Source organism: Ruminococcus sp. N15.MGS-57 (assembly GCF_000980385.1).
Classification (GTDB): Bacteria; Bacillota; Clostridia; order Oscillospirales; family Ruminococcaceae; genus Hominimerdicola; species Hominimerdicola aceti.
This window is the reverse complement of record NZ_LARF01000028.1, coordinates 13,111-31,810: the sequence shown is the minus strand read 5'-3', so window position 1 is coordinate 31,810 and position 18,700 is coordinate 13,111. Positions and strand designations below refer to the sequence as shown.

The window sequence follows — 18,700 nt, the reverse complement described above, 5'->3', positions numbered from 1 at the left end:
TTTCCCAAAAGCAGGAAATCTCGACTCTTTGAGCGCTGTTTTTTTACAACGCCTTCATCATATTCTTTTATCAGCCAAATTCAAATCCGCCAGCCCTCACTCTGTCGATAAAGTCCCCGAGAATATCAGTATTGGTTTTCGATACCGAGTGAAGCAAATAAATTGCCCCCGGGTGAGCCGCATTCACAAGCTTTTCAAGTGCCTGCCCCTCATCAGGCTGATTGTTCACGTCCCAATCAGCGTAAGCAAAGCTCCAAAGCTCAGTCTCATAACCGCAGTTTGCCGTCACTCCAAGAGAGAACTCCGAAAACTCACCCATAGGCGGTCTGAACACTGTCATGGTATAATCATAGTTATCCTCCATATACTTATGGAAATCCTTTATCTCCGACTCACATTCCGCCTGTCCAAGCGTCGGCATAGAATAATGGTGTACCGAATGATTTCCCACAATATGCCCCTCGTCTATCATACGCTTCACAAGCTCAGGATTTTTCTCTGCATAATCCTGCAAAAGAAAAAACGTCGCCTTGACCTTTTTCTCTTTCAGCACATCGAGGATCTTTTCAGTGTATCCATTCTCATAACCCTGATCAAAGGTCAGATATATCTTGTCATCATTATTTATAGCCTTTGCGTTAAGCTTGCCGTATTGTGCATTAAAATCAAGCGCACCAGTCGTCCTGTTCTTTTCGTCCACAAGAACGCCTTGACCATATCCGACTTTGTCATGTGAAAGCCCCGAAAGATCTATCTTTTCCTTTGCGGTTTTCTTTCCCACAGCCACAGGCTCGATGACCGCCGAGCTTGTTCCCTCTGATGAATTTCCCTCACGCATTATCACTGTCCTGCCACAAGCACTGAGCGCTACAACTGCACAAATAAGTGCCATGCAATTTCTTATCTTCATATGAAGCCCTCCGTTTTCTTATCATCTTATACTATTATGTTCAGAAAACGGCTTTATACAAAAATACGTTTCAGGTAAATTCTGACGTAAAACAAAAAAGGCGGTAAAAACTACCGCCTTTAAATATCAGTTATGACTCAAGATAGGACTTCACCAATGCCTGCAAAAGTTCATCTCTGTCAATATGACGAATAAGACTTCTGGCATTATTGTATGTTGTTATGTAGGTCGGGTCCTCAGAAAGAATATAACCTACGATCTGATTAATAGGATTATAGCCCTTCTCTTTCAGAGCGTCATATATAATTGTAAGTGTCTTTTTCAGCTCAGCCTCCTTGTCGTGCTGTACTGAAAACTCCATAGTTTGTTCGTGCATTATGCTCAACCCCTCTGCAATGTATTAATATCAGCAATACGCCTGATATTATTATACTCCATTTGTTTCAAAATAACAAGTCCAAAAGCAAAATTTATGCACATTATACAAATCAAGCACTATATTTTTTACATTCTGAGTTCAGCACCGATAGCCTTGAGAGCTTCAAGAACTTTCTTCATAGCCTTGTCAGCCTGCTCGTCAGTAAGCGTGCCGTCATGTGAACGCATTGAAATGGAGTATGAAACAGACTTTTTGCCCTTTTCGATCTGCTCGCCCTTGTAAACGTCAAAGAGCGTTACCTTTTCAAGTATCGAGCCAACAGCCTTGCTTATAGTCTTTTCAAGAAGAGCCGCAGGGATATCGTCATCACAAACGATAGACAGATCTCTTGTTGTAGCAGGATACTTAGGCAGCGGCTTATATGTCTTCTGAGCAACACAGCTTGCCATAAGCTCAGGAACATTTATCTTTCCCACATAAGCTCTTGCGTCAATGCCGTAGTTCTCCAAAACTCTTGGGTGAAGCTCGCCAAAAATGCCGATCTCCTGACCATTTACTTTAACGACAGCAACTCTGCCTGGATGAAAAGCGTAGAACTCGTCAAAGCTACATTCAGCAGTAGCCTTTTCAAATTCAACTTTCTGTGCGCCGAGCTTAGAGAGCAGACCCTCTACAATGCCCTTGATATCATAAAAGTCAGCCTTTGTCTCAGTGTCATAGAAACCAAAACCAAGTCTTTCAGGCTCGTTAGGAAGCACCTCTCCCTCAACAGGTATATACTCGTTTCCTCTCTCAAAGATATAGCACTCAGGGTTGCGGTAGCTGTAGTTTCTTGCAAGCACTTCACATACAGACGGAATGATAGTCGTTCTCATAACGCTAGTGTCCTCGCCAAGAGGGTTTGTGATAACAACTGTCTTTCTCAGTTTTGAGTCAGCAGGAAGATTTATCTTGTCAAAATACTTAGGCGAAATGAATGAGAATGTAGATATCTCGTTAAGACCCATAGCGAGCATAGATCTCTGTATATGTCTGTCAAACTTCTGCGCCTCGGTGAGCTTAGCCTGAGCAACACCTCTAACGATAGTGTTTGGAATCTTGTTGTAGCCGTAAAGTCTAGCAACTTCCTCTGCCACATCAGCCTTGCAGGCAATGTCCACTCTGTACCATGGCGAAACTACCTTGCCGTCCTTTATCTCAAAGCCAAGCCTTGTGAGATATTCAACCATGTCGCTCTCAGGTATCTCAGTACCAAGGAACTTATTTATCCACTCAGGGTCGAAATCCACCGTCTTAGGTGTTTCGTCCTCATAGTTCTCATCAATGTAAGTCTTTACGACCTCACCTGCACCAAGCTCCTCAACAAGCTGGAAAGCTCTCATAAGAGCCTCGTAGCACTCATGTGGGTCAAGACCCTTTTCATATCTTGCAGAAGCGTCAGTTCTCATGCCAAGCTTCTTGGCTGTAGTTCTTACGCTTGCGCCGTCAAAGCAAGCAGACTCAAATACAACAGTAGTTGTATCGTCCATGATACCGCTGTATTCGCCGCCCATAACGCCTGCAACTGCAACCGGCTTTTCAGCGTCAGCAATAACGAGCATCTCTTCTGAAAGCTCTCTTACCTCGCCGTCAAGAGTTGTGATAGTTTCTCCTGCTTTAGCGTTTCTGATGTTGATAGATGCGTCCTTAACATATCTCAGGTCAAAAGCGTGCATCGGTCTGCCGTATTCAAGCATAACATAGTTTGTGATATCAACAAAGTTGTTGATAGGTCTAACGCCGCAGCCTCTGAGTCGTTCTCTCATCCAACGAGGTGACGGACCTATCTTTACATTCTTTACGATACCAGCCATATATCTCTTGCAAAGGTCAGTGTTGTGTATCTTTACCTTGAGCATATCGTTGATATCCCCGTCAATGCCCTTGAACTCGGGTTTCTTGACTTTCAGCTCTGTGCCGAAAGTAGCCGCAGTTTCTCTTGCAAGACCGATAACAGAAAGGCAGTCAGGTCTGTTTGAAGTTATCTCAAACTCAACAGTTGTGTCATTGTATCCAATAGCCTCATGTATATCCTTGCCTACTGTCTTGTCGCAGTCATCGCCAAGAATGAAAATTCCGTCCTCTATAGCATATGGGAAATCGTGAACAGAAAGTCCAAGCTCGCCCAGAGAGCAAAGCATACCATTAGAAGCAACACCTCTCAGCTTGCCCTTTGTTATCTTCACCTGCTTTCCCTCATGAAGAACAGATGACTTGTGCTTTGCAACTGGCACAAAATCTCCCTCATGAACGTTCTGAGCACCTGTAACTATCTGAACAGGCTCGTCCTCTCCAACGTCTACCTGAGTGATGAACATATGGTCAGAGTCAGGGTGACGCTCCATAGAAACTACCTTGCCCACAACAACGTTAGAAATATCCTTGCCCTCCTGCTCAAAGCACTCTACCTTTGAGCCTGAAAGCGTCAGAGCGGAAACAAAATCCTTTATCGGCATATCGCAGTCTACATAGTCTGCAAGCCATTTCATTGACAAATCCATTTATTATTCCTCCGTAATCTTATCATTTACCGCAGTTTTGTATCTTCTCGTCCAAGTCCTTTAAAAACAGCGGTCTATAAATATAGAAATCTTTCCACCGCTTTATGTTCACAGTATATTTTATCCCGAAATTATCAGTTATCTCAGCTTTCATGCTGTCATTGACACCATTTGTGCTGTGAACTATGGTCTTGAACTCTCTAATATCCGTATATTTTATAAGCAGTTTAGCCTTAGGCACATACATATATCTGTCAAGTAGATAAAAGGTCTTGTATTTGAACTCGCTTCCCTCTATCTCGCTTTCCAAAGCCAGCATATCCTGAGCGTCAAATTGCTCCAGCCTTGCAAGGTTCCCTCTGTATTGTTTTACCTGCCTTTTAAATCCTCTTATTCCGATAAAAAGCAGGACACCCAGAAAAATTATCAGAAACCCACATAGCATGAGCATATCCCATGCACTCTGCTGTTCTTTTACAAGCATGACCGATAACCCACCGCCAACGCCTACTATCAGCGCCATAAGTATGCTGATAGCCGCCGACGTTACAAGCTTAGCCTTTGACGGCACAAGCTTTCTGCAAAGCCTGCTCTGGCTCATAACTTCATTCATCAGAACTGCTCTAAAAATCTCATATCGTTCTCATAAAGCAGACGCATATCATTGATGTTGTATCTGCCCATTGTTATTCTTTCAAGACCGATACCAAATGCAAATCCGCTGTAAACCTCAGGGTCAATGCCACAGCCCTCAAGTACCTTAGGGTGTACCATACCTGCGCCGAGAAGCTCTACCCAGCCCTCCTGCTTGCACATTGAACAGCCCTTGCCATGGCAGTTGAAGCACATAAGGTCAACTTCAGCAGAAGGCTCTGTGTATGGAAAATGGTGCGGACGAAGTCTTATCTGAGTGTCCTCGCCGTAAAGACGCTTCATAAGAAGCTCAAGAGTACCCTTAAGGTCAGCCATAGTGATGCCCTTGTCAATAACAAGACCCTCTATCTGGTGGAACAACGGTGAATGTGTAGCGTCCACTGTGTCAGAACGATAAACTCTGCCAGGTGAAATGATTCTGATAGGCGGCTTTCTCTTCTCCATAGTTCTTATCTGAACGGAAGAAGTCTGTGTTCTAAGAACAACGTTCTCATTGATGTAGAATGTATCCTGCGTATCTCTTGCAGGGTGAGATTTAGGCATATTCAGTGCCTCGAAGCAATAATGGTCTGTTTCAACCTCAGGACCGTCAACGATATCAAAGCCCATGCCAAGGAACACTTCCTCTACCTCTTCAAGAGTAGCGTTCAGAGGGTGAGGTCTGCCTATTCTTGTTTTCTTGCCCGGAAGCGTAACGTCTATAGCTTCTTCTGTGAGCCTTACCTGCTCCATTTTGCTCTTAAGCTCTTCCTTACGCTTGTTGAGAGCGTTCTCGATATCAGCTCTTACCTTGTTTGCAAGCTGACCGATAACAGGTCTTTCCTCTGCGGAAAGCTTGCCCATTTGCTTAAGTATGGAAGTTATCTCTCCCTTTTTGCCAAGAAATCTTACTCTGAAATCTTCCAACAGCTTGGCGTCATCAATATGTGAAAGTTCTTCTTTCGCACGCTCGTCAATGCTTTTCAACTGTTCTTTCATTACTTATCCTCCTATAAAAATAAGCCCTGCCCCGACTAAACAGGACAAGACTTTGAAATTCTTGTTTATACCACCTATCAGTAAAGAGCCAACACTCTTCCGTCCTTAACGCAGACAGACGTTCACGCTTACTAAAGACTATCTCTCATTCGGCATGACCACTCGCAAGTGAACTTCATTTTGTCAGGATATAAAGCCGCTTTCAGAAAACGCACACACGCCACAGCTTCTCTCTGAAGACCCTTAGCAAAACTACTCTCTCGGTCATAGTGTTTTAAGTGTATTGATACAATAATATGTTATCACATTCCGCCTCACATTTCAAGGGCTTAACAAAAAGTTTACAACTACAACCCATGCTTATGAAGCCTGTCCCACTTCATATCCTCCTCGGAGTAATAATCGTCCTCCTCGTCCTCTATCTTGTTGTATTCCTTGTGTGGATAACCTATCTTCTCATAAAAGTCATTGATAAGCACAAGCTTGCCCTTAGTGTCCTGAAAGCTCAGAGCTATCATACCGTCCTCAGGCACAAAAGCTTTCTCCCCGCCCTCTTTGTCCTTTACCACAAAGCTTGACTTCTCCACATTTTTCAGCACGCAAATGAGTCTGCCCTTGTTTGTCTGATAAGACTTCTCTACCTCCTCATAGTAAAGGCATATGTGCAGATAGCTTTTAGAAAGCCCCATGCGTTGAGAGTGTTCAATGTGATCCTCATATATCCTCGTGTAAACATCGGTGTCCCGTGAAAACGAGTAATACCAGTACATAAGCCCGCCCACAGAACAATTGCAAGCCCCAAGCAATATAAGCAGAACCTTTGCAAAGACCGCACTTGCAAACACCGCACCAATTATGATGATAACGACCCCAAGCAGGATATTCTTATACATATTCCTCTGCATTTTCCTGTGTTCTTCAATATCATGTGCCGCCTTGACCTGCCTCTCCACCCTTGACAGCTTCGGAGGATATTCATAAACCGCCTGCAAAACATTCACCTCACAATTAGGATAACCATATGATACAAAAAATGCACAACACCCATAAGAGCATTGTACATTTTCTTATCTATTTTCAGTTTTATTATACACCTGAAAGGCGCAAAAGTCAACACGTTTGAATGAAATTGTGCTATATGTGTCCGCTATTAATAAAGAAAATAGATAGCCCAACAAGGATCAGGATTTATATTATGACCGTTTGGGCAATTCTGAATATACACCACATAATAAGTGTTGCCATATTTATTGTACAGATAGTCCAACTCGCTCTTATAAACCTCTATTGTGTCAGAAAGACTACTTTGCGTATATGGTACTGTATATACTGCATCATAACTTGCAGTTTCGGGAGTTACACTTCCTTCTTTTAATTCAAAAAATTCTTCGAGTGTATTGAAATCTGTTCCATATTTCCAAAATTCTGTGTAATGTTCCTTAATATACGTTGCTTTTTCTCTTGAATATGCTGTGAGTTCCTTTTTCATAGCATCAATATCTGCCTGCGTGATTTTGTCACTCTTCTTAGTTGTCGCCGTCACGACACCCGAATACTTGCCATAGTGATTATTATTCGTCTTTTTGTCGTCCTGCTTGCAAGCCCTTATCTTGAACTGATACTTTGTCGCAGGCGCAAGCTTCTTCACAGTGTAGCTTGTCCCTGTGGTCTTGCCTATCTCTTTCCATTTGCCTTTTATGTTCTGATAAATGCGGTAATTTGTACAGCCTATCTTCGTCCAAGAAAGCTTAACGCTGTCAGTGCCAACACTGCTTACCTTTAGCCCCTTGCAAGCCTGCGGATTGGTCGCCGTGTTCCAGTTTGCGGAATATTTTCCGTAAACTTTCTTGCCATTTACAGTCTTGTATGCCCTTACTTTAAAATTTTCTCTCGTTGCATTAGGCAGCTTCTTAACTGTGTAGCTCGTACCCTTGCAATCCCCAAGCTTGTTGTACTTGCCGTTTTTTCGCATATAAACAGTGTAACCGCTCGCACCCTTTACCTTGCTCCAGTTGAGCTGTATCTCACTGTTTGAAAGCGTCTTTGATTTAAGCCCCGTTACCTTGCCAACACTCGCCGCTTCCGCAACGATAGCCGTCTGTGAGAATATCCCCATATCCTCCGCCGCAGGTACAACAGCCCCCGTGCCCATAAGCATTGCCGCCATAACAACAGCCGCCGTTTTCTTCATACAATTCTTCATAAAAAGCACCTCTCCCGATTCTCTATAATTTCCCATATATCATGGTAATATTATATAATACCATAAAGTCAAATATTTGTCAATACTTTTACAAAAAAATCATCAAATATTTTGCAAAATTCCGTAGGGGCGAACACTGTTCGCCCGTCGAAGCAATACACAAAAAGCACAACGCCCACCAAGAGCATTGTGCTTTTATCATATCTCAATCAATTACCCATTCTTCTTGCTGTCATTCTCTCTTATCTCAACACGACGAATCTTACCGCTGATAGTCTTAGGCAGCTCGTCCACGAACTCAACTATTCTAGGATACTTGTAAGGCGCAGTTGATTGCTTAACATAGTTCTGAAGCTCCTTAGCAAGCTCAGGAGAAGCAGTGTAGCCCTTTGCAAGCACGATAGTAGCCTTAACTACCTTGCCTCTGATAGCGTCATCAGCCGCAGTGATAGCGCACTCAAGTACAGAAGGGTGTTCCATAAGGATACTCTCTATCTCGAAAGGTCCTATACGATAACCCGAAGCCTTGATAAGGTCATCCGTTCTTCCAACATACCAGTAGTAGCCGTCATCGTCCATGTAAGCAGTGTCGCCTGTGTGGTACATACCAAATCTCCAAGCGTTGTCCGTTGCCTCAGGGTTTCTGTAATACTCCTTGAACAGCGCAGGGTTCTCGCCTCTCTTAGCGTAAACAACGATCTCACCTGTCTCGCCTACCTTAACAGGCTTGCCCTCGTTGTCAACGATACCGATGTTGTAAAGCGGTGTAGGCTTACCCATCGAGCCCGGCTTTGGCTCCATGCCGTAAAGATTGCCCACAAGCACAGCGCCCTCTGTCTGACCGAAGCCCTCCATAAGCTTAAGACCTGTGTACTCATACCACTTGTTGAATACCTCAGGGTTAAGAGCCTCACCGGCGATACAGCTATATTTCAGTGAAGAAAGGTCATAGTTTTCAAGACCCTCCTTGATGAAAAATCTGTACATCGTCGGAGGTGCGCAGAAAGAAGTCAGCTTGTAATCCTGAATTACTTTCAGCACGTTTGCAGGAATAAATCTGTCGAAGTCATATACAAAAGTTGTTGCACCGCAGATAAACTGACCAAACATCTTGCCCCATGCACACTTTGCCCAGCCTGTTTCAGAAACAGTAAGGTGCAGTGAGTTCTCGTCAAGGTGGTGCCAGTGCTTAGCAGTGATAATGTGTGCCGCAGCCAGTGAATACTTGTGCAGTACCATTTTAGGATAACCGGTAGTACCGGAGCTGAAATACATGAGCATTGACTCAGTAACGTGTGTTTCGATCCTCTCAAAAGTCTTTGGATACTTGTCCATTTCGCTGAGAAAATCTATCCAACCCTCTTTAGCACCGTGAGTGATAAACTTCTCTTTCATGCCGCTGTACTGCTCAAGAGCTCTGTCCACCTGATTAGGAACATCGTCCTCTGCAGTTGCCACGATATAAGAGATAGAAGCAGCGTCAAAGCGGTAAACATAGTCTTTTTTCTTGAGCTGACAAGTTGCAGGCACAAGGATAGCGCCTATCTTCATAAGACCATAAGCAAGGAACCAGAACTCATAATGACGTTTAAGAACAGCCATAACAAAATCGCCCTTCTTAACTCCGTGTGCCAGCATCATGTTAGCCACCTGACTGCTCTTTTCAGAAAGATCCTTGTAAGTGAAGATATGCTCCTCACCCTCCTCGTTGACCCACTGCATAGCCACCTTATCAGGCACGTTCTTAGCCAGCTCGTCTATAACGTCATATGAGAAGTTGAAGTTCTCAGGCAGGTCAAGCTTAAAGCTTTTAAGTCTGCCCTCGCTGTCAAGCTCCTCGTCAACAAATCTCTTGTAAAAATCAGCCATTACAAAACTCATATATGAAATCCTCCGTTTTAATTATATCCTGTTTATCTCATGACAAATGCTCACTATGTCCTGCGGAACTTCCGCAATATACTTCGCACCTGCATTTTCAAGTTCTTCTCTGCCCCTGAAGCCCCATTCACAGCCAATGCAGTCAAGACCCGCATTTTTTGCCGTCATAACGTCCACATCAGAATCTCCGATAAGCACAGCTTCCTCAGCCTTGACCCCAAGCGTGCCAAGAATATTGTATATTATCTCAGGCGCAGGCTTTGTCGGAACACCGTCCTTTTTGCCCTCGATCAGGTCAAAATCTTTCTCACCGAAAATATTCTTTACAATGTAGTTCACAAAGCCGTCAGGCTTGTTTGAAGCCACCGCCGTCATAATGCCCTCATTGCGAAGCGTGTCAAGCACCTCGCAGATATGCTCATAAGGCTTGGTCTTGTTCACACATCTCTTGTTGTATTCCTCAGAGAACTCAGCATGATACTTTTTGATGTTCTCCTCGCTTCTCAGCTTCTCAGGCAAAGCCCGCTCAACAAGCTTCAAAGTACCATTTCCCACTAAATGCTTGTAGGTATCATAATCAAACACAGGAAACCCATATCTCTCAAGTACCGCGTTCATGGCGTCCCCAAGATCATAAATAGAATTTACAAGCGTTCCGTCCAGATCAAAAATAAATAGCTTTTTCATAAAACCAGCTATACAAAAAGCCTTTCCTCCCTCCGACTTTCCATAAACTTGTCGGTCACCATGCACTAATTTTTACACTTATCGCAAGTTTATACACGTATCATAACTTTGTACACTTATCATAAGTTTGTACATTAATCGCAAATTTATACACTTGTCTAAAAATCACGAGATTTATTATACACTGATATTGTGGCTTGTTTATGAACATACACACCTGTAATTGTTAAATTAAAATTCACAAAGATATCTATGTGATACATATTTATGTGAATAAGAAAATTGTTTTAAGCAAATATAGTCTGTTCAGCGAATATTTTAAGCCCTATACATATTAAAATAACTCCCCCAACTATCCTTGCCTTGCTTTTGAGTTTTCCGCTGAATTTGTTACCAAGCATAAACCCACAGAACGATAAGGTCGCCGTAACAACACATATAAACGCCGCCGACCTGACTATGCCCACACCAAGTGCAGCAAAGCTTATGCCCACAGCCAGTGCGTCCACAGAGGTGGCAAATCCCTGCACAAGCACCGCCCAGAAAGTGAGCCTGCCCACTGTCTGGATCTCATCGTCCCCCGAACCGCATATCATGTTCAACCCTATGAACCCAAGCAGTATCAAAGCTATCCAGTGGTCGAACCTCTCTATGTACTCCGCAAAATTCATGCCCAGCGCATAGCCGATCGCAGGCATTATCCCCTGAAAAAGCCCGAATATGATACCGCACATCAATGCTCCCCTGACTCTCCCCTTTCTGACACAAAGCCCATTAGTCACCGATACCGCAAAAGCGTCCATAGAAAGTCCACACGCAGTAAGAAAAAGCTCAAAAATACTCATATAATCCCCCTGTATAATTTATAAAAACAGCTTTACATTCAATCTTGACTTCCCTTATATTTTTATCTGCACCCACACTCTTTACACCTGCTACCACACCTTTTCTGCAGGGGCGAACAGCGTTCGCCCATCGAAGCAACAAGCCCATGCTTTCATCAAATAAAATAGCCCCCACTCAACACAAAAACGCCATCTCGGAAAATACAAAATAACATCTTTGCATTTTCCGAAAACAGCGTCATACCGTTATATTTTGTTAATCCTCACACTTTGAAGCAAGAAGCGAGCTGTATTGATTTCTGAACTGCTCAAATCTGCCCTCGTCAAGAGCCTCTCTTATCTTCTCCGTGAGCGTGTTGTAGAAATACAGATTGTGCATAACTGCCAGCCTGCCTCCCAACTGCTCCTCAGACTTGAACAGATGACGAATGTACGCCCTGCTGTGATTACGGCAAGCAGGACAATCGCAATGCTCGTCAATAGGTCTAGGGTCAGTTTCATACCTTTTATTAGTGATGTGCATAATGCCGTTCCATGTGAACAGCGTTCCGTGACGTGCATTTCTGCTTGGCATTACGCAATCAAAGAAGTCCACGCCTCTGTAAACAGCCTCGATTATGTTTGTCGGTGTGCCAACGCCCATAAGATATCTCGGCTTATCCTTTGGCATAAAAGGCTCGACCTTTTCGATAATGTTATACATTACCTCAGTAGGCTCACCTACAGCAAGACCGCCAATAGCAAATCCCGAACAGTATTCCATTTCTCTTATGCGCTTCATATGCTCGATACGCAGGTCCTCATAAGTACAGCCCTGATTGATACCGAACAGCATCTGATGCTTGTTTATAGTCTCCTCAAGTCCGTTGAGCCTTTTCTGCTCAGCGACACATCTCTCAAGCCACCTTACCGTTCTATCACAGCTTGCCTTTGAATAGCTATGCTCAGCAGGGTTTTCCACACACTCGTCAAACGCCATTGCGATAGTAGACGCAAGGTGCGATTGTATCTGCATACTCTCCTCAGGACCCATAAAAATTCTTCGTCCGTCAACATGAGAGTTGAAGTACACGCCCTCCTCTTTGATTTTACGCAGCTTGGCCAAAGAAAATACCTGAAATCCGCCGCTGTCTGTAAGAATAGGCTTGTCCCAGTTCATGAACTTGTGAAGTCCGCCCATTTTGTATATAATGTCGTCGCCCGGTCTGACGTGCAAATGATAGGTATTGCAAAGCTCCACCTGAGTTTTAAGCTCATTTTTTAAATCAATGGAAGAAACTCCGCCCTTTATCGCCGCCGAAGTTCCCACGTTCATAAAAACAGGTGTCTGTATAGTTCCATGAACAGTTTCAAACTGCCCCCTGCGTGCAGCACCCTCTTGTTTAAGTAATGTAAACATAAATTCTCCTTATAAATTATTTTTTCAGCCTATTCCATATCATACAGCTTCATAGTTTCAATATTTCTGTACTCATGCTTTTCATAATATCCAATAAGCTCTCCCTCATCATTTCTGAGAGCTATCATGTAAACGTCCTTATTTTCCTTTTCGTTGCGGAAAGTATACACCTTGTTGTTACCCTTGTCCTTTTTGAACCATGCAATGACCTGCTCTATCTTGTCATTAGAATCCCCGTTGTGACAGCCCTTTATGGACCTGCCCACAAGAGCCGCTCCTCCACGCTTTTCATATCTTTTGACCGCTGTCGGGTTCATATATACTATCGTATGCTCAAGGTCGCAAATAACCACAGGTGCATCGTCTGCGTCAATAACGCTCTTAAAAAAGTTATTTTCCATTTCCGTTCTCCTTTATAATATCATTCCTGCCCCTTATTCCTTTAAGCACCATATCAAGAGGCACACCAAATATTTTTATGCAAAGCACCAATACAATAGGTATCGCTGTAAGTGACAAATAAAGCTCCCAACGTTCAGGAAAAGCCTTTGCAAGATATGCCTGATAACCATAGTATGTGAGCATATAAACTATAGTTCTGTGCCAGAAGTACACCTGCAAAGTCCTGGAGCCGCACTTTGTTATCAGTGGAATCTTCACATCAAGCCCAATACCAAGCACCGCCAAACAAAGCAGTGCCGAGATACCCATAACAAGAAGCCTGCTCAAAAAAGTGCAATCCATGTCCGTTGCTTCAGATATGGCAAAATAAGAGTTTCTTCCCGTAAGAAGCATTCTCAGCGGATAAACAAGCTTTGTTTTTCCAAAGCAGAAATAAGCCCAAATGCCTATCACTCCCAAGGACAGCACCCTTACATACCACTTCTTCACAAAATCAGCAACCTTTTCAGGGTCAAGCACATATCCGCAGTAGTAAAACGGGAAAAACACCACTATCCTGGATAGCTCATATTCATCGCCCACGCAAGGGTCATACCCTGCCGAAAGTGCCGTCACCATAGCCGCCGTAAGCACCGCCCAAGGTCTGCTGTTTCTTAACAGATAGCAAAGCCCCATAAACGCCGCCATTGCAAACATATACCAATATACACCGTCGCCGCCTAAAAGGTCAAAGAATATCTCGCCATCACTGTTTTCCTTGTCAAAATCCGTCTGAAATCTCACCTGCGACCAATAATTCAGGCATTTCATTAACATTCCGATAACAACAAATCCAAGCGTCTTTCCAAGCACTTTCCTGCCGTCATCATGACCCCTGTTGAACAGTCCTGATATGAATAAAAACAACGGCATATGAAAAGCATACAGAAACACAAATGCGCCGCTAAAAACCTTTGCCTGCGGTACACCTGTTTCACCGCCGCCGTCACCAAAAAGCTTGACAGTGCTGTCGTCTATCAAATGCCCCAAGACCACAAGCACTATAAGCAGAAATTTCAGATTGTCATATAAATACAGTCGTTTCTTCTCCCCTGACTTAATGTCATTCATATAGAAAAAACCTCCGTAAAACAAAGTTTGAAATGAGATATCATCGCCGCAGGCGATACCTTAATTCCTCACTCAGATATTATGAGCATACAATCACCAAAGCTGAAAAATCTGTACTTCTCTTCAACCGCTATCTTATAAGCGTTCATAGTGTTCTCGTATCCCATAAATGCAGAAACAAGCATTATAAGCGTGCTTTCAGGCAGGTGAAAATTAGTAACAAGTCCGTCAAGCACCTTGAACTCAAAGCCAGGATAAATAAATATCTCCGTGTAACCATCACATGGAACTATCTTTCCGTCATTGAATGCCGCCACGCTCTCCAGCGTCCTGCATGAAGTAGTACCCACCGCAATAACACGTCCGCCATTTTTCTTCGTTTCGTTTATCATGTCTGCAGTTTCACGGCTAAGCTCATAATGTTCCCTGTGCATCTTATGGTCAAGGACCTTGTCCTCCTTAACAGGTCTGAACGTGCCAAGACCAACGTGCAGAGTAACATACGCAATGTTCACACCCATTGCCTTTAAGTCCTCAAGCTGCTGCTCAGTAAAATGCAGACCGGCAGTCGGCGCAGCAGACGAGCCAAGCTCATGAGCATAAACCGTCTGGTATCTGTCCTTGTCCTTCAGCTTTTCAGTAATGTAAGGCGGCAAAGGCATCTGACCTATCTCGTCAAGTGTGGCAAAGAAATTCTCCTCGCACTCAAATCGTGCGATACGGTTTCCGTCCTCAAGCACGTCGATTATCTCCGCCTTCAGCTTACCACCGCCAAAAACAAATCTTGTGCCGATCTTGGCTTTTTTGCCAGGTCTGCAAAGAATCTCCCAGACCATGTTCTCTTTCTGCTCCACAAGCAAAAACTCAATGAACGAGCCTGTGTCCTCACGCTCGCCGTATATCCTCGCAGGAAGCACCTTTGAGTCGTTAAGCACAAGCAAGTCACCTTTTTTGAGATAATTGCATAGATTATAGAAATGGTCGTGTACCACTTCTCCCGTCTGCCTGTTTATCTTCATCATTCTCGAAGCATTTCTAGGCTCGACAGGGGTCTGTGCAATAAGTTCCTGTGGCAGGTCATAATAAAAATCCGATCTTTTCATATTGTTGATATCAAGCATTTTAAATATCTCCTATTTATTTAAAATATAATAATTATAATAATGTAGGGAACGGCGTCCTCTACGTCCCACTCTCACCATTCTCAAAGTCCTTATTCCAACAACTGTCAACATTCTTTAAAGCCATTTAATTTCATATAAACTTATTAATTTACAGAAAATTAAAATATTTTTATCTATATGTATTGACAGAACGCTAAATATTTGTTATCATTAAACAGAACAGATAGAGGTGCAGTTGAAATGAGTATCATTTTTCGTGTGACCCCACACAACAGCGTCCCAACGCCTATGGTAAATGAGAAAGGTAAAACTGCCGAAGCGGAGTATCGGGAACACTCTTGCTGACTGTTAGTTTAATAGACTATCAGTTGTCATCATTACAAATGGTGGAGTGCTATCGGCATAAATTTTTATGTCAACATTCTTATTATATTGTATGATGAACTGGTTTTCAACCAGTTTTTTTATTATTTGTTTATTTTTTATGTTTTGTGCAAAATAACATTTGAACAGCGGCATATTTTAGTGTATAACGCCAAAGAAAATTGTTACCATGGCACAGGAAAAGGAGTTTTAATATGAAAAAGTACAATGTCGGTATCATCGGTGCAACAGGAATGGTAGGTCAGAGATTTTCTCTGCTTCTTGACAAACACCCATGGTTCAATGTAGTATGCGTTGCCGCTTCACCACGTTCGGCAGGCAAAAAGCTCAAGGACGCAGTTGCAGGCAAGTGGAAGCTTTCAGAGCCTCTGCCGGAAGCTATCGGTGAGCTTACAGTTCTGAACGCCGAGGAGGACGTTGAGAAGATCGCTTCAATGGTAGATTTCGTATTCTGCGCAGTTGATATGAAGAAAGACGAGATAAGAGCCCTTGAAGAAAAGTATGCAAAGGCTGAATGCCCTGTTGTATCAAACAACTCCGCACACAGACATACTCCTGATGTTCCAATGGTCATTCCTGAGGTAAACCCTGAGCATATCGAGATAATCGCTTCACAGAGAAAAAGACTTGGCACAAAGAGAGGATTTATCGCAGTTAAGTCTAACTGCTCACTCCAGTCTTATGTTCCTGCTCTTGCTCCTCTTATGGATAAGTATAAGGTAACAAAGGCTCTTGCCTGCACATATCAGGCAATTTCAGGCGCAGGCAAGACATTTGAAAGCTTCCCTGAGATCCTTGACAACGTTATCCCTTATATCGGCGGCGAGGAAGAAAAGTCTGAGAAAGAGCCTCTTAAGATCTGGGGTCATATCGAGGGCGACATTATCGTTGACGCAACAGCTCCAGCTATCACAACACAGTGCCTGAGAGTTCCTGTTTCCGACGGTCACACAGCAGCAGTTTTCGTATCATTTGAGAATAAACCTTCTAAGGAAGAGATTCTTCAGGCTTGGAAAGATTTCAGCGGTGTTCCACAGGAGCTTCAGCTTCCAAGCGCTCCAAAGCAGTTCCTTAACTACTTCACAGAGAACGATCGTCCACAGGCTAAGCTCGACAGAAACCTTGAGGGCGGCATGGCAGTTTCAATAGGCAGACTGAGAGAAGATTCACAGTATGACTATAAGTTCGTTTGCCTCTCACATAACACACTCAGAGGTGCGGCAGGCGGAGCAGTTCTGCTGGCTGAGCTTCTTGCAGCAAAGGGCTATTTTGACTAATATAACACATATATACGCACGAAAGGAGTGCTGTTTATGAAAAAGACTATTTTCACAGGCGCAGGCGTTGCTATCGTTACACCTATGAACGCTGACGGCTCTATCAACTTTGACAAGCTGGGTGAGCTTATCGATTTCAACATCGACAACGGCACAGACGCTATCATAATCTGCGGAACAACAGGCGAAAGTGCTACCATGACAGATGAGGAGCATATCGAGTGTATCCGCTATGCTGTTGAAAAGACAAATCACAGAATTCCTGTTATCGCAGGCACAGGCTCAAACCATACAGAGTATGCCGTAAACCTTTCTAAGAAGGCTGAGGAGCTTGGTGCTGACGCTCTGCTTTGTGTTACACCTTATTATAATAAGACTTCACAGGCAGGACTTATCGCACACTTCTCCGCTATCGCAAAGGCTGTTACACTGCCTATCATTCTTTACAACGTACCGTCAAGAACAGGTGTGAACATTCTTCCTGAGACCTGCCGTGAGCTTGCAAAGATAGACAATATCGTTGCTATCAAGGCAGCAAGCGGAAACATCAGCCAGATAACACAGGTGGCAGCTCTCTGCGGCGATGACCTTGATATCTATTCAGGCAACGACGATCAGATCGTTCCTATCATGGCTCTGGGCGGAAAGGGTGTTATCTCAGTTCTTTCCAACTGTATGCCATTTGAAACACATGAGATCACACAGCTCTGCCTTGATGGAAAGTATGAGGAAGCAAGAGAAAAGGTATTCAAGACCCTTGGTTTTGCAAAGGCACTTTTCAGCGACGTAAACCCTATCCCTGTCAAGGAAGCTCTTAATCTTATGGGCTTTGAGGTCGGCGAGTGTCGTCTGCCGCTTGTAAGAATGAGCGATGATAAGATAGAAAAGCTGAAAGCGTCAATGAACGCTCTCGGACTTATCAAGTAAAATATACAAAGGGCGGAGAAATTCGCCCTTTATGTTTACCGTTATAAAAATGTACTAATGTAAGGGTTGGCGTCCCCGACAACCCAAACGCTGTCTTTGACATTATCACTTACGTTTATCTACAAATCAAAAAGAAAAGGAATGATATAAATGACTAAGATCGCAATATGTGGCGCCTGCGGAAAAATGGGCAGGTTCATATATGACGTTATGTCAGAGCGTGACGACTGCACAGTAAGCGCAGGTATCGACAAGTTCGGCGAGGCTTATGCAGACTTCCCTGTTGTAAAAGAGCCTGCCGACCTGCCTGAAAAGCCTGATGTAATAATCGACTTCTCACACCCTTCCGCACTGGACGGACTTCTCAGCTATTGCCTTTCAAACGGCACTGCCCTTGTAATAGCTACCACAGGCTATACAGAAGAGGATACAGCGAAGATACACAAGGCTTCCGAGCAGATACCTGTTTTCTTCACATTCAACATGACCCTTGGTATCAATCTTCTTGCAAATCTTGCAAAAACTGCCGCAAAAGTTCTTGGCGGTCAGTATGATATCGAGATAATCGAGAAGCACCATAACCAGAAGATAGACGCTCCGTCAGGCACAGCTATCATGCTTGCCGACGCAATAAACGAGGAGCTTGACAACAAGTATCACTATGTTTACGATCGTCATTCTGTAAGAGCAAAGAGAGAAAAGACAGAGATCGGTATGCACTCTGTCCGTGGCGGCACTATTGTTGGCGAGCATGAGATAATCTTTGCAGGCAGAGATGAAGTTATCTCACTCAAGCATGAGGCTCATTCAAAGCAGGTTTTCGCTGTGGGTGCAGTGAATGCAGGCGTTTTCCTTTGTGGAAAGCCGGCAGGACTTTACGCAATGAGCGATCTTCTTGCTTCACTTTAATTAAATATCAGATACATTGGGCGTCCTTGACGTTCCACTATTTCAGAGATTTTTTACACTCTCAGGCTGCTGTTTTATACGGCAGCCTTTT

At 43.6% G+C, this 18,700-nt stretch carries 17 protein-coding genes and 1 riboswitch; of the genes, 3 read left to right on the top strand and 14 right to left on the bottom strand.

Annotated elements, in window-relative coordinates:
• Positions 1-70: 70 nt before the first annotated feature.
• The 14 genes from WS40_RS07215 to queA form a co-directional block, all read right to left on the bottom strand.
• Complete coding sequence (locus WS40_RS07215) at positions 71-910, bottom strand: polysaccharide deacetylase family protein (protein ID WP_046441425.1); 840 nt, start codon at positions 908-910, stop codon at positions 71-73.
• Positions 911-1,040: 130 nt separating this feature from the next.
• Positions 1,041-1,286, bottom strand: coding sequence for an IreB family regulatory phosphoprotein (locus WS40_RS07210; RefSeq protein WP_022288225.1), 246 nt, complete (start codon positions 1,284-1,286; stop codon positions 1,041-1,043).
• 128 nt (positions 1,287-1,414) lie between these two features.
• Complete coding sequence (pheT, locus tag WS40_RS07205) at positions 1,415-3,829, bottom strand: phenylalanine--tRNA ligase subunit beta (protein WP_046441423.1); 2,415 nt, start codon at positions 3,827-3,829, stop codon at positions 1,415-1,417.
• Between the two features lie 22 nt (positions 3,830-3,851).
• A complete protein-coding gene (locus tag WS40_RS07200; RefSeq protein ID WP_046441421.1) occupies positions 3,852-4,442 on the bottom strand; it encodes a hypothetical protein in 591 nt (196 codons plus the stop codon).
• Positions 4,442-5,461, bottom strand: coding sequence for a phenylalanine--tRNA ligase subunit alpha (gene pheS / locus WS40_RS07195; protein ID WP_022288228.1), 1,020 nt, complete (start codon positions 5,459-5,461; stop codon positions 4,442-4,444). The genes WS40_RS07200 and pheS overlap by 1 nt, the downstream gene beginning before the upstream one ends.
• Positions 5,462-5,808: 347 nt before the next feature.
• A complete protein-coding gene (locus WS40_RS07190; RefSeq protein ID WP_325208475.1) occupies positions 5,809-6,462 on the bottom strand; it encodes a hypothetical protein in 654 nt (217 codons plus the stop codon).
• A 149-nt stretch (positions 6,463-6,611) separates the two neighbouring features.
• Positions 6,612-7,664, bottom strand: coding sequence for a fibronectin type III domain-containing protein (locus tag WS40_RS07185; protein ID WP_046441416.1), 1,053 nt, complete (start codon positions 7,662-7,664; stop codon positions 6,612-6,614).
• A 213-nt stretch (positions 7,665-7,877) separates the two neighbouring features.
• Positions 7,878-9,545, bottom strand: coding sequence for an AMP-binding protein (locus WS40_RS07180; protein WP_117958143.1), 1,668 nt, complete (start codon positions 9,543-9,545; stop codon positions 7,878-7,880).
• Positions 9,546-9,566: 21 nt separating this feature from the next.
• On the bottom strand, positions 9,567-10,232 hold the full coding sequence (locus WS40_RS07175; RefSeq protein ID WP_041337309.1) for an HAD family hydrolase: 666 nt from the start codon (positions 10,230-10,232) through the stop codon (positions 9,567-9,569).
• A 287-nt stretch (positions 10,233-10,519) separates the two neighbouring features.
• Positions 10,520-11,077 (bottom strand): manganese efflux pump MntP, encoded by a 558-nt coding sequence (locus WS40_RS07170; RefSeq protein ID WP_046441414.1) that lies wholly within the window; start codon positions 11,075-11,077, stop codon positions 10,520-10,522.
• A gap of 256 nt (positions 11,078-11,333) precedes the next feature.
• Positions 11,334-12,476 carry a tRNA guanosine(34) transglycosylase Tgt gene (gene tgt, locus WS40_RS07165; RefSeq protein ID WP_046441412.1) on the bottom strand — a complete coding sequence of 381 codons (1,143 nt, stop codon included), beginning with the start codon at positions 12,474-12,476 and terminating at the stop codon, positions 11,334-11,336.
• 29 nt (positions 12,477-12,505) lie between these two features.
• Positions 12,506-12,877, bottom strand: a complete 372-nt coding sequence (locus tag WS40_RS07160) for a PAS domain-containing protein (protein ID WP_041337306.1) — start codon at positions 12,875-12,877, stop codon at positions 12,506-12,508.
• Positions 12,867-13,988, bottom strand: coding sequence for an acyltransferase family protein (locus WS40_RS07155; protein WP_046441410.1), 1,122 nt, complete (start codon positions 13,986-13,988; stop codon positions 12,867-12,869). Before WS40_RS07155 ends, WS40_RS07160 begins: the two co-directional genes overlap by 11 nt.
• Positions 13,989-14,056: 68 nt before the next feature.
• The gene (queA, locus tag WS40_RS07150; protein WP_022286924.1) at positions 14,057-15,109 is read right to left on the bottom strand and encodes a tRNA preQ1(34) S-adenosylmethionine ribosyltransferase-isomerase QueA; all 1,053 of its coding nucleotides are present in this window, start codon (positions 15,107-15,109) and stop codon (positions 14,057-14,059) included.
• 219 nt (positions 15,110-15,328) lie between these two features.
• A riboswitch (Lysine riboswitch) is annotated at positions 15,329-15,517 on the top strand.
• Positions 15,518-15,690: 173 nt separating this feature from the next.
• Between queA and asd the strand changes: the two genes are divergently transcribed.
• The 3 genes from asd (at position 15,691) to dapB (ending at position 18,609) form a co-directional block, all read left to right on the top strand.
• A complete protein-coding gene (gene asd, locus WS40_RS07145; RefSeq protein ID WP_046441408.1) occupies positions 15,691-16,773 on the top strand; it encodes an aspartate-semialdehyde dehydrogenase in 1,083 nt (360 codons plus the stop codon).
• 36 nt (positions 16,774-16,809) lie between these two features.
• The gene (gene dapA, locus WS40_RS07140) at positions 16,810-17,700 is read left to right on the top strand and encodes a 4-hydroxy-tetrahydrodipicolinate synthase (protein WP_046441406.1); all 891 of its coding nucleotides are present in this window, start codon (positions 16,810-16,812) and stop codon (positions 17,698-17,700) included.
• Positions 17,701-17,850: 150 nt separating this feature from the next.
• Positions 17,851-18,609 (top strand): 4-hydroxy-tetrahydrodipicolinate reductase, encoded by a 759-nt coding sequence (gene dapB / locus WS40_RS07135; RefSeq protein WP_022286927.1) that lies wholly within the window; start codon positions 17,851-17,853, stop codon positions 18,607-18,609.
• Positions 18,610-18,700 lie beyond the last annotated feature (91 nt).

Bases quoted from the DNA above. Each gene is read 5' to 3' on its own strand.
- WS40_RS07215 (WP_046441425.1), bottom strand. From the start codon at position 910: ATGAAGATAAGAAATTGCATGGCACTTATTTGTGCAGTTGTAGCGCTC.
- WS40_RS07210 (WP_022288225.1), bottom strand. From the start codon at position 1,286: ATGCACGAACAAACTATGGAGTTTTCAGTACAGCACGACAAGGAGGCT.
- pheT (WP_046441423.1), bottom strand. From the start codon at position 3,829: ATGGATTTGTCAATGAAATGGCTTGCAGACTATGTAGACTGCGATATG.
- WS40_RS07200 (WP_046441421.1), bottom strand. From the start codon at position 4,442: ATGAATGAAGTTATGAGCCAGAGCAGGCTTTGCAGAAAGCTTGTGCCG.
- pheS (WP_022288228.1), bottom strand. From the start codon at position 5,461: ATGAAAGAACAGTTGAAAAGCATTGACGAGCGTGCGAAAGAAGAACTT.
- WS40_RS07185 (WP_046441416.1), bottom strand. From the start codon at position 7,664: ATGAAGAATTGTATGAAGAAAACGGCGGCTGTTGTTATGGCGGCAATG.
- WS40_RS07180 (WP_117958143.1), bottom strand. From the start codon at position 9,545: ATGAGTTTTGTAATGGCTGATTTTTACAAGAGATTTGTTGACGAGGAG.
- WS40_RS07175 (WP_041337309.1), bottom strand. From the start codon at position 10,232: ATGAAAAAGCTATTTATTTTTGATCTGGACGGAACGCTTGTAAATTCT.
- WS40_RS07170 (WP_046441414.1), bottom strand. From the start codon at position 11,077: ATGAGTATTTTTGAGCTTTTTCTTACTGCGTGTGGACTTTCTATGGAC.
- tgt (WP_046441412.1), bottom strand. From the start codon at position 12,476: ATGTTTACATTACTTAAACAAGAGGGTGCTGCACGCAGGGGGCAGTTT.
- WS40_RS07160 (WP_041337306.1), bottom strand. From the start codon at position 12,877: ATGGAAAATAACTTTTTTAAGAGCGTTATTGACGCAGACGATGCACCT.
- WS40_RS07155 (WP_046441410.1), bottom strand. From the start codon at position 13,988: ATGAATGACATTAAGTCAGGGGAGAAGAAACGACTGTATTTATATGAC.
- queA (WP_022286924.1), bottom strand. From the start codon at position 15,109: ATGCTTGATATCAACAATATGAAAAGATCGGATTTTTATTATGACCTG.
- asd (WP_046441408.1), top strand. From the start codon at position 15,691: ATGAAAAAGTACAATGTCGGTATCATCGGTGCAACAGGAATGGTAGGT.
- dapA (WP_046441406.1), top strand. From the start codon at position 16,810: ATGAAAAAGACTATTTTCACAGGCGCAGGCGTTGCTATCGTTACACCT.
- dapB (WP_022286927.1), top strand. From the start codon at position 17,851: ATGACTAAGATCGCAATATGTGGCGCCTGCGGAAAAATGGGCAGGTTC.